This is a genomic window from Trinickia sp. (assembly GCF_051954495.1).
GTDB lineage: Bacteria > Pseudomonadota > Gammaproteobacteria > Burkholderiales > Burkholderiaceae > Trinickia.
The window spans coordinates 1-10,737 of sequence record NZ_JBQCHR010000046.1 but is presented as its reverse complement, the minus strand read 5'-3'; the positions used below and the strand labels follow the sequence as shown (position 1 = coordinate 10,737).

The 10,737-nt window shown below is 66.9% G+C and carries 11 protein-coding genes; 6 read left to right on the top strand and 5 right to left on the bottom strand.

What is annotated here, in order from left to right:
* Positions 1–837 (top strand): hypothetical protein (locus ACTHNR_RS07555; RefSeq protein WP_440546952.1); only part of this gene is annotated, 837 nt, incomplete at its 5' end.
* Positions 838–902: 65 nt separating this feature from the next.
* Here the strand turns inward: ACTHNR_RS07555 and ACTHNR_RS07550 are convergent.
* The gene (locus ACTHNR_RS07550; protein WP_440546953.1) at positions 903–1,184 is read right to left on the bottom strand and encodes a hypothetical protein; all 282 of its coding nucleotides are present in this window, start codon (positions 1,182–1,184) and stop codon (positions 903–905) included.
* Between the two features lie 60 nt (positions 1,185–1,244).
* Positions 1,245–1,661 (bottom strand): MarR family winged helix-turn-helix transcriptional regulator, encoded by a 417-nt coding sequence (locus tag ACTHNR_RS07545; protein ID WP_440546951.1) that lies wholly within the window; start codon positions 1,659–1,661, stop codon positions 1,245–1,247.
* Between the two features lie 203 nt (positions 1,662–1,864).
* Here ACTHNR_RS07545 and ACTHNR_RS07540 point away from each other — a divergent pair, with 203 nt between their 5' ends.
* Positions 1,865–2,863, top strand: a complete 999-nt coding sequence (locus ACTHNR_RS07540; RefSeq protein ID WP_440546950.1) for an LLM class flavin-dependent oxidoreductase — start codon at positions 1,865–1,867, stop codon at positions 2,861–2,863.
* A gap of 437 nt (positions 2,864–3,300) precedes the next feature.
* Here the strand turns inward: ACTHNR_RS07540 and ACTHNR_RS07535 are convergent, their stop codons facing one another.
* Complete coding sequence (locus ACTHNR_RS07535; protein ID WP_440546949.1) at positions 3,301–3,975, bottom strand: DUF2239 family protein; 675 nt, start codon at positions 3,973–3,975, stop codon at positions 3,301–3,303.
* Positions 3,976–4,275: 300 nt separating this feature from the next.
* On the opposite strand from ACTHNR_RS07535, the gene ACTHNR_RS07530 reads away from it, so the two are divergent.
* From ACTHNR_RS07530 to ACTHNR_RS07515, 4 genes are all read left to right on the top strand, one after another.
* Positions 4,276–5,241, top strand: coding sequence for a metallophosphoesterase family protein (locus tag ACTHNR_RS07530; RefSeq protein ID WP_440546948.1), 966 nt, complete (start codon positions 4,276–4,278; stop codon positions 5,239–5,241).
* Complete coding sequence (locus ACTHNR_RS07525) at positions 5,238–5,654, top strand: cupredoxin domain-containing protein (protein WP_440546947.1); 417 nt, start codon at positions 5,238–5,240, stop codon at positions 5,652–5,654. The genes ACTHNR_RS07530 and ACTHNR_RS07525 overlap by 4 nt, the downstream gene beginning before the upstream one ends.
* Positions 5,655–5,819: 165 nt before the next feature.
* Positions 5,820–6,464, top strand: a complete 645-nt coding sequence (locus ACTHNR_RS07520) for an RNA polymerase sigma factor (RefSeq protein ID WP_440546946.1) — start codon at positions 5,820–5,822, stop codon at positions 6,462–6,464.
* Entirely contained in the window at positions 6,451–7,431 is a 981-nt protein-coding gene (locus ACTHNR_RS07515; RefSeq protein WP_440546945.1) for an anti-sigma factor family protein, read from the top strand. Before ACTHNR_RS07520 ends, ACTHNR_RS07515 begins: the two co-directional genes overlap by 14 nt.
* Before the next feature lie 34 nt (positions 7,432–7,465).
* Here ACTHNR_RS07515 and ACTHNR_RS07510 read toward each other — a convergent pair whose 3' ends face one another.
* Positions 7,466–9,721, bottom strand: coding sequence for an ATP-binding protein (locus ACTHNR_RS07510; protein WP_440546944.1), 2,256 nt, complete (start codon positions 9,719–9,721; stop codon positions 7,466–7,468).
* Between the two features lie 186 nt (positions 9,722–9,907).
* Positions 9,908–10,609: a PqiC family protein gene (locus ACTHNR_RS07505; protein ID WP_440546943.1), complete on the bottom strand. Its 702-nt coding sequence runs from the start codon at positions 10,607–10,609 to the stop codon at positions 9,908–9,910.
* Positions 10,610–10,737 lie beyond the last annotated feature (128 nt).

Here is a 10,737-nt window from a genome sequence, read left to right as displayed (position 1 = left end):
TTTCTGGGTTGGCTGAGTTGGAAGGCCCACGCACCGCTCCATATCGCCTGGATGACGCAGTACCAGCAGGTGTTCTATGCGGCCGGTCTTTACATGCTCCCGTTGCCGCTACCACCGCATCCGTGGATGTCGGTGCTCGGCGTATACCTGTTAGGCCTGCTGTCTTCTCTGTCGGGCTGGCGCGCCGCGCCCGCATCGTCAAAACCGGACTTGACGTTTTTCCTGAGCATGTTGGGACTTGGGCTCTTCGTCTACTACCAGGGCCGCTCGCACATCTTTGTGCTGATGTGCGTCTATTGGCCCGCCCTTCTGATCGCGGCGATGGCCGCCGACAAGGCGCTTCGAGCGATCCGCACGCGCGTATTGCAGCCCTTCGGCCAGATCGCGATTCCCGTCGCGGCGCTCGCGTTCCTCGTGTTGTCAGCAGGCAGCTTTCTCGCGCGTACACCGGAATTCGGCGGCGACCTGATGCAGCGACACGCGCGAGGAAGCCAAACCGAAGACCCGATCGTGCGAGATGAGCTTGCGTTCATCAAAGCGCATTCCAGGTCCGGCCAGAATTGCCTGATCTTGTCCCAGCGCCAGGGCATCTACTACGCCGAGTCGGGATTGGCATCGCCGTTGAAAGGCCCAGGTCTCGTCGAAACCGTTCTTCGGCAGGATGAGGACCGCCTCCTTGAAGCGTTTAAGCGAGGCCGACTCGCCTGCGTGTTTCTTGGCGTCGGCGGCACGTCGCAAGCGGCACTTCCCATTTCTCCCGCCGATGCGAGCGCAGCGTACGACGTCGCAGCGACGAGCCCCGAAGGCACCATGCTCTACCTGCGCCCGAAACGTTAGCGGATTGACATGGCCGTGCGTCCATCAGCGCCCGCCTTCGCCGCGCGAATCGATTGCCCGAGCGTTCACTCCGGCCGAGCCAGATCGAATCCCGCCAGCGCGACCACGCCGCTGAGCGCCATCAATGCAACGCTGTGACGTCCGAAATACAGCACCGCCGCCGCCAGCCAACTCGCACCGCACAGCGCGCCGATGCGCACCATCGCATAGTCACGCGCGTTGGCGGCGATCGAATCGACGTGCGCCTTCTTCGGCGAATCCGTTCGACCCGCGCCCCATGTCAGCGCTCCGGTGCGGGCCGGCGTCACGGTCTTGCTCGTTTGTCCTTCCGGGTTCGGGTTGGTCATGCCAAGACTCCTTTCTTCGGATAATTAGCTATGCAACTATTTGTTTCAAAAAAATGCTTGTCATTCCAGCGACGAGCGAACGGTGCGGATCTTGACCACCGCATCGGCGAACGTCGAGCCGCCCATGCGGTCTTTGAGCCTGGCCGTAACCGCGCCGCTGGCGTCGTTCAGCGCCCGCTGGATCGCCAGCGCCTCGACCGTTGGGTAGATCGCCACTTCGCGTCCGTCGCCTTCGACCCTGCGCCGCTCGATGTAGCCGCGCTGCTCCAGGCCATCGAGCGCGCGAGTCGCCGTAGGGCGGGCGATCGACAATACGTCGGACAGTTCGTGTTGCAGCATGCCTGGACGGTCGAGAATCGCGCGCAGCATGAAGCCTTGAGGCGGCGTCACGCCGAACGGCTCGAAGGCCTCGGCCCACTCGCGCTCCAGGCGCCGCGCCAGCGCCGACGTATTGAAGTAAAGGCAGTGATCGAACATGTGTCACACTTTAGCGGCATTTCGTTAGCTATGCAACTACCTGCCGGTCGCTTGTCGTTCTTTGTGCACAGCCCCCAGTGCCCCTGATGCGGACAGGGCTTCTTTCAGCGCGCCAGCAGCGATATTGGCCGTTTGGCACAATGCCCTCTCCTTTTTCTTGCAGCCGCTTGCAGGGCATCCGCGCCCGGCGGCGCTCCTCGACGATGATTCCGTTTTCGGTGCTCGATCTTTCGCCCGTTCCGCTCGGCCAAACGCCGGCCGACGCTTTTCGCCACTCGCTCGATCTCGCGCAGCACGCAGAGCGCTGGGGTTACCGGCGCTTTTTGCTCGCCGAGCATCACAACATGCCGGGCATCGCCAGCGCCGCGACAGCCGTCGTCATCGGTCATGTCGCCGGCGGCACGAAGACGATTCGCGTCGGCTCGGGCGGCGTCATGCTCCCCAACCACGCGCCGCTCGTCATCGCCGAGCAGTTCGGTACGCTGGCCTCGCTCTATCCCGATCGGATCGATCTCGGCCTCGGCCGCGCGCCGGGTACGGATCAAACCACGGCGCGCGCGTTGAGGCGGGAGTTGCATGACAGCGCGGAGCGGTTTCCCGATGACGTGGTCGAGCTGCAGCGCTATTTCGCAGAGCCCGTCGCGGGCCAGCGCGTGCGCGCCGTTCCGGGAGCCGGCTTGAACGTGCCCATTTGGCTGCTCGGCTCGTCGCTGTTTTCCGCGCAATTGGCCGCAGGGCTCGGGCTGCCCTTTGCGTTCGCCTCGCACTTCGCCCCCGATCACCTGCTGACGGCGCTCAATCTCTATCGTTCGCAGTTTCGGCCGTCGGCGGCGCTGGCCAAGCCTTATGCGATGGTCGCCGTGAACCTGTTCGCAGCCGAGACCGACGCGCAAGGCGAGCGGCTCTTCACCTCGCTGCAGCAACAGTTCATCGCCCTGCGACGCGGCACGCCCGGGCAGCTGCCCCCGCCGGTCGACCAGCTCGATGCGTCGGAGATGGAATTGGCGGGCGTGCGGCACGCGCTCGCGTGTTCTGCCGTCGGCAGTCCGGAAACCGTACGCGCGGGGCTGGAGTCGATCATCGCCCAAACGCAGGCCGACGAGCTGATCTTGGCCGGGCAGATCCACGATCATGCGGCACGCCTACGCTCGTTCGAAATCGGGGCGCAGGTGCGGGACGAGATCGCGGCGGCTGGGCGGTAGCCGCGTCGGGCCGGAACCTGGCCCTTCGATTGCTGCTCGGTTCGGAGCGAATGCCTTGGTGAAACATTCGCCCAGCCGCGGGACTTCCCGCCGAGGAGCCGCCGATATGGATGCAATCGACCGAAAGCCGACACGCGGCGCAGCCGCTTTGTTGATCGCCGGGTGCCTGGGCTTTGCGACGTCAGCCGTCGCGCAGCACGCGGCGACGAACGTGGGCGCCTCCATGGTCCAGCCGCCGCAATCGCCAGCCAGCGGAGTGAGCGCCCACAATCCGGACAATATGCCGATCAAACGCCCGCAAAAACCGCCCCGCGATCCGATCGCCCGGCGCCCGCCCGCGAGCGACACAAAGCCGAAATGACGCGGCGCCGGCAGCCTGCCTCGCAAACATCGCCGAGATCCTGGCGACGCGGATCAGGCCGCCGCGAAGCGCAGAATTAGTTCACGGGCGCGGACGCGGGCGTCGGGGTGGCGGGGTCACCGAACGCGAGCCATTCGATATGGCGACGGACGTCTAACGGCCAGCCTGCGATCTGCGTCCCGAAGCGCGCGGGCTCGTCGGCAAACAAGGCGCGCGACGCCTCTTCGAAGTTCGGCAAATCGCCGGCCATCGCGGACATGAAGTGATAGGCCCGCTCATGCGCGGCACGCCTGGCATCTCGCTGCGCGTGCGTACGACGCGCCTCCTCGACGAGCTTGCGCAGCGCCACCGACGCGCCGCCCGGCTGCGCGCCCAGCCAATCCCAATGCCGCGGCAAGAGCGTCACCTCCCGCGCGATCACACCCAGTTTCGGCCGACCGCGCCCTCGCGGCGATGCAGCCTCGTCGGCATCCGAGGCCGCGCCTTCCGCGTCAGCCGCATCCACTGGTCCGCACGCGCCCGGCATGGCGCTCAAGCGTGCGCGTACCTCGTCGTCGGAGCCGCGTGAGTCGACGTCGACCGAGCGGCCCGTCCGATTGTCGAAGATGAGAACGGGACCCAGGGCGCCGTCCCCGGCGGTGAGCTGCTTGCCGGCCAACACGACGGTGGGCAACGTGCCCGACGCGACATGTCGATGGCCCTCGAAACAGGTGAAGAGGCTAGGTTCCGGTGACGCGGTGAGAGGTGACACGGCGATGCTCCGTCAGAGAAAGTGGTCGAATAATACCCGGATATAAATATCGCCGTAATAATACCCGGATGAAATTTATCTGCTTCGTCGCCGCTCCCCGGCTTCGTCCGTTTCGTCTCCTCACTCCGACGCTGCCGGCTCGCACACCCACCGCCCCACGTCTTTTTCATCCCCCATGGTTATGCAATGGGAATAAACAAGCTCCGTCCTCCAGTCATGCGTGTCGAGCGACGCGCCTCCATCGAAAGCGCGCCGTATCCCGCACGCATACGCGCTTTTCATTCCCACAGGAGGACGGAGATGGACCACGACGACGACCACAACGGTCACCCGGCAAATGACCGCCGCCGCTTTCTCAAATGCATGGCATGGGCCGGGGCGGGCACGCTCTGGACGATGCATGCCGGCGTCCTGCAGGCGCGCACGCTAGGCGGCGCGGCGGACGCCGACGCCGCGGCCGCCGATTTGAAAGACGCCACCTTTAGCTTCGTCCAAATCAGCGATTCGCATATCGGCTTCACCAAAGCGCCGAACCCGGATGTCGTCGGCACGCTCAAAGCATCGCTCGCTCGCATCGATGCGCAACGCGTGCAGCCCGACTTCATCATTCATACGGGCGACCTCACGCACCTTTCTCGACCGGACGAGTTCGACACCGTCAATCAGCTGATGCGCGGCTCGCGCACACACCGTGCGTTCTTCGTGCCCGGCGAGCATGACGTGATCGGCGACAACGGCGGCGAATTCTTCCGCCGCTTCGGCGAAAAGCAAACCGAGGGCGGGTGGTACAGCTTCGATCACCGCGGCGTGCACTTCGTCGCGCTCGTGAACGTCCTCAACCTAAAAGGCGGCGGCCTGGGCTGGCTCGGCCCGGACCAACTGGCGTGGCTCAAGCAGGACTTAAGCGCCCGTACGTCGGAGACGCCGATCGTCGTGTTCGCGCACATGCCGCTCTGGTCGCTCTATCCGTCATGGGGCTGGGGCACGGACGATTCGGGCGAAGCCATGGCGATGCTGCGTCGCTTCGGCTCGGTCACCGTGCTCAATGGGCACATCCATCAGATCCAGCAAAAGGTCGAAGGCAACGTCACCTTCTACACCGCGCGCTCGACCGCGTACCCGCAGCCCGCGCCCGGTGTCGGCCCCGGACCTGGGCCGATGAAGGATGTGCCGCCCGATCGGCTCGCGACCTACCTCGGCGTGCGCGAAGTGCGCCATGTGCAAGCAGGCCAAACGCTGGCCCTGACCGACGAGGCGCTTTCATGAAAAGCCATGTCAAAAAGAAACCGTTCGTCCCGGCCCGCCGCTCGATCGTGCGCGCACTGGCGCTAGCGCCGGCGGCTGTCTTCCTGGCCGTGCGCTCGATGCCCGACGCGCTCGCCGCTTCCTCCTCCGGCGGCGACACGGCCGGTGCGGTCCAGGGCGGGGCGACCTTTCGGATCGAGATTCATAACTTCGCGTTTTCTCCGAAGGCGCTCACGGTACCGGCCGGCGCTCGCATCGTCTGGACCAATCGCGACGACGAGCCGCATACGATCGTCAGCGCGGCCGGCGCGTTCAAGCCGTCGCACGCGCTCGATACGGACGACTCGTTCGAAACCGTCCTCGCCACACCGGGCACGTACGGCTACTTTTGCGGGATCCATCCGATGATGGTCGGCACCATCGTCGGGCGGTGAGCCATGAAGCCGCCCTGTTCCGCCCAGGCCATGACGTGGACGGCGGCGGGGCGCAGGCGCGGCGCGCCGCCGCCCGCCCGGCGATCGATCGGCGCGGCCGCGCCGCTTGGGAATAAACTGGACGCCTCTCCGGTATCGCAGCGGTCAACCAAGGAGGCGTCCCCGGTGGCCGAACCCGACAAGCCCGCGTCGCCAGCACCCGCGTCCGCGCCGAACGCGCGCGACGAAGCGGAGCGCAGCCGCCGCTTTCAGCAAGTGGCGTTGCCGCATCTCGACGCGGCGTACAACCTCGCGCGCGGGCTCAGCGGCAACGCCGGCGACGCCGACGACATCGTTCAGGAAGCTTTCATGCGTGCGTTTCGCTTCTTCGATACGTTCCGCGGCGAGAACGCGCGCCCCTGGCTGCTCGCGATCGTGCGCCGCACGTGGTACACCGAATGGCAGCGGCGCGCGCATTCCCGCGAGGTTGCGCCGTTCGACGACGACCTCGACGAAACCAGTGTGTTCGACGAAACCTGCGCCGTCTATGCCGATCCGCAAACGCTGCTGCTGCGCGGCGAACACGCGCGGCTCGTACGCGAAGCGCTGGAACAATTGCCGGTCGAGTTTCGCGAGGTGCTGATCCTGCGCGAGCTGGAGGATATGAGCTATCGCGATATCGCGGTCGTCGCCGATTTGCCGATCGGCACGGTGATGTCCAGGCTCGCGCGTGGCCGGCGCAAGCTCGCCGTGCTGCTTGCGCCGCTGCGCGAGGAACGCGCCGGCGGCGTCGACACGATCGCCAAGGAGGGTCCCGATGGACTGCAATGAAGCTCGCCCGCTCCTCGACGCCCGCATCGATAACGAACTGTCGGCCGCGGACGCGCGCCGCATCGAGCAGCATCTCGCGACGTGCGCCGAATGCCGGCGCGAAGCGCAGGCGCTGCGGGTCGTCAGCGAGGTCACGCGCTCGGCCGAGTATTTTCGTGCACCCGAAGCGCTGCGCGCTCGCCTGATCGCGGCGCTCCCGGCCGTCGAACCGGCGCCGGAACAGACAGCCGGCGCCGCGTTAAACGCCACGGAAATACCTGCGCCGACACGCCCGGGATCGCGCACCGACGAGACGCCGCCGCGCGAGCCGTCACAGCCCGACGCCCACCCGAAAGGGCACGCCGAGCGCCCCGGCTCCCGTTCGTTCGGCTGGGCTTGGGGTGCATGGCGCACGCCGCGCGGCGAACGGGCCGCAGGCACACGCGGGCGCGCCGCAACGTTCGGCTGGCCGGCGGGCGTCGCGATCGCCGCCGTCGCACTCGTCGCGAGCCTCGCGCTCGTTTCGCATCGTCCGGGCAGCACCGCCGCGCCGTTCGTGGACGAACTCGTCGCGAGTCACGTTCGCGCACAACTCTCGGGACACGACATCGACGTGGTCTCGTCCGACCAGCATACGGTCAAGCCCTGGTTCAACGGCAAGCTCGACTACGCGCCGCCCGTCGAGGACCTCGCGGCACAAGGCTTCACGTTGACGGGCGGGCGGCTCGACTACATCGACCATCGGCGCGTGGCCGTGCTCGTGTATCGGTATCGCAAGCATGTCATCGACGTCTACGTCATGCCCGAAGCGGACGCCCCGGCGCACCGCGCGCCGGCCGCCCTCTCGAGCGACGGCTACGCGCTCGCGCGTTGGAACGATCACGGTATGACGTGGTGGGCGGTCAGCGACGCGGAACCGGCCGTGCTCGACGCACTGCACGTGGCCCTCGCCACTCGGCTGGAGCACGTGCAGAACTCGCCGTCGTAGCGGCGTAGTCTGGCCGGCGGGCCGGCGCGCCCCACTATTCTTGCGCGACGGAAGGCGCGCGCGGCGCGAGCGTTTCGATAAGGTGCAGCAGGCGCGGCGGGTCGAGCGGCTTGACGAAGTGATGATGAAAGCCGGCTTGGCGGCTGCGATGACGGTCGGCGTCTTGTCCGTAGCCTGTCAGCGCGACGAACAAGCACCCGCGGCTCGCGCGCTCGGCGCGCAGCCGGCGTACGAGTTCGTAGCCGTCCATGCCCGGCAGCCCGATGTCGATCACGGCGATGTCGGGCTTGAACCGCGATACGATGTGCAGCGCCGCCGCCGGATCGCAAACGGCTTCCACCTGATGTCCGCACTCCTTGAGCAGTTCGGCTAGCGCTTCGATGCCGTCGACGTTGTCGTCGACGAGCAGCACCCGTCGCGCGCCGGTGTGCGCCCGTGCGGGAGCCGGCGCGTGGGGCGTACGGGGCGCCGGGCGGCGCGCGCCCTGCCGGCCAGGCACGCGAATGGTGAACGTACTGCCGAGCCCCGGCCCGTCGCTTGCCGCGACGACACTGCCGCCATGCATCTCCACCAAGTTCTTGACGAGCGCCAAGCCGATGCCAAGCCCACCCTCGGCGCGATCGAGGGCGCGCTTGCCCTGAAAGAACAATTCGAACACGCGCGGCAGCACGTCGTGTGCGATGCCCATGCCGTCATCGCTCACGCTGACGGCGATCATGCCGTTCGCTTCGAGCCGCGCGAGCAGTTCGACATGCCCGCCCGCGCTCGTGTAACGCGCCGCGTTCATCAGCAAGTTCGAAACGACCTGCGCGAGCCGCGTGGCATCGACGTCCCAGACGAGGTTCGGCTCGATGTCGATCACCAGCCGATGCTCGCGCTGCTCGATCAGAAAGTCCGCCATCTCGACCGCGTTCGCCAGCACTTCGTCGACGCTCACCGTGCGCGGCTTCAGCGCGATCTTGCCGCGCGTGATACGCGAGATGTCGAGCAAATCGTCGACGAGCCGCACGAGATGATCGACCTGCCGCGCGATGATGCTCTGCTCGCGCAACGTATTGCTGTCGGTGCGCATGCGCATGAGCCGCAGCGCCGTGACGATCGGCGAGAGCGGATTGCGCAGCTCATGGCCGAGCATGGCGAGAAATTCGTCTTTCGCGCGACTGGCTTCTCTTAATTCGGCGACGAGGCGCTCGCGCTCCGCGTGAGACTTCTCGAATCGCGTGCGGGCCCTCACCTGCTCGGTGACATCGACGGCCACGGCGATGACGCCGTCGATTGCGTGCTCGTGAAAAGACAGCGGTTCCAAGTGGAACGTGAAGTAGCGCGGCTCGAACGCGCCGTCGGCACGCGTCACGTCGATGCGCAAATCCTCTCTGACGATGCATTCGCCCTGCGCCAACGCCTGGGTCATCAGCGAGCCTATTTCCCCGCCGAGCCGTGCTTCGGCGAAGACCTCGGAAAACGGGCGGCCCGCGAGTTCGGCGCAACCCGCGAGCTCGCAAAAACGCGTATTGGCCAGTTCGAAGACATGCGCCGGGCCGCTCAACAATGCGGCCGCGACGGGGGCATTCATGAACAGCGCGTCGCGCTGGCGCTGAGCGGCCCGCAGGGTCGCTTCCGCCGCGTTGCGGCGTTCCACCTCGCGCTCGAGCGCCAGCGCCTTCTGCTGCCAAATCGCAACGAGGCGGTGCGTCTGCTTGTCGTCGGCTCCCGTCAACAGTTCGCTCGGCAGGACATGCGTATGAGCCGCGCAAATGTGTTCGAAAACGGGGCTGTGTTCCGCATTCGAAAAAAGGGCGTGCGGATAGGCGCAGAACAGCGTGAACGAGCAACGCTTCGCGAGTTCGTTCCAAAGCGTCTCGAGCCGAACCGCGGCATCATGCAAGCCCCGCTCGCACAGCAAGCTCACCATCTCGCCGAACGCGTGCACAGGACCGCCGGCTTGCACCGCCACGGATCCCATCAACGTGCCCACGGACGAGAAGAAGCGCGCTTCGTCGGGCCAGCCGTCGACCATGAAACGCGAGAGCACCTCGTCGGCGTCGAGCGCGACGAACCGCTGCGGGGGTGAGGCCAGCGCCGCCTCGCCTGCCTGCAGCGCCTGCAAGCGCGCGGTGACCGCCGAGAGATGCGCGCGCGTGGCGATGAGCACGGCGCGCCCGCCCGCGCGAAGCGCCCGGGCGGCGAACTCGGCGATCTCGCCGACGAGCAAGGACTCGGCGTGATAGAACCGAACGAAGTGCCCAGTATTGTGCTTGGGCGGGAAACAAGCATCGGCGGCTACTGCCATCTCGCATGACCTCGCGGCTCCGTGGCCGCTCTTCGGGAACGGGTGTCGACTCGACTCGGGAAAACTTGCCGGCGTCGCCCGATGATAGGCGCGTGAAGGGCGCTCCCCGTGGGGGAGCAGCAAGCATCGGACCCAAAGACGTGGATTTTTTCTAGGGCCACAACGCCGGGGAACGCTTGGCGGCGTTTAACGCTGCGCCTCGAGGGAAACGGCGATTCGGTCTGCCAGCTGTCCGAGTACGCGGCTCAACGCATCGGCAATTGCGGCCGAATCGCCCGAACTCATCGGCGCGCTTAACGAGACGGCCTGCGTCGCCACGGCTTTCGCCGGTTGGCCCGCGGTCAGGGTCCAACTGCCTTCGAGCGTCAGGCGACCGTTTGTCTTCGTGTTCGCGCGCAGATCGAGCACGGTCACGACGATGCCGCGCGCGCCGTCCGGAGCCGGCGCATCGGGCAGCACGAACGTACCGGCGGGCAGTCGCGCGAGCAGGTCCTGCGCGAGCGCTCGCCGCATCATCTGCCCGAGCGGCGCGCCCCATCGATCGGTGTCGCGCACGGTCAGCCGATGCTCGCCGTCCTGCGCGACGACCTCCGGCCGATCGAGCGCGGCCGGCACGCGCACGGCGCCCAATTGCACTGGAGGCATGGCGGCCGTCGCCAACGGCGCGCTCGCCGGCACGGCATCGAGCGAGAAGTACCGCGTCGGCGGGCTGTGGCCGCAGCCGGACAATGCGCTCGCCAAGGTCATCGTCAGCAGCAACGGGAGCGAAAAATTGGGTACACGCCGCATCGCCCTCGTCGCGCCGCCGGCCGGCCGGCTCGACCGCGCGAGCGGTTCGCACTGCGCGGGGCAACGGCTGGCAAGCGCCGCCTTGATCGTCGGATTCATTGGCCGCCTCCTCCCTTGCCGCGCACGAGCGCTTCCGGATGTCGATCGAGATAATCGGCGAGCGCGCGCACCGAGCGCGCCATATCGGTCAGCTGGCGCAGCGCTTCGGGCAGATCGTTTTGACGCAT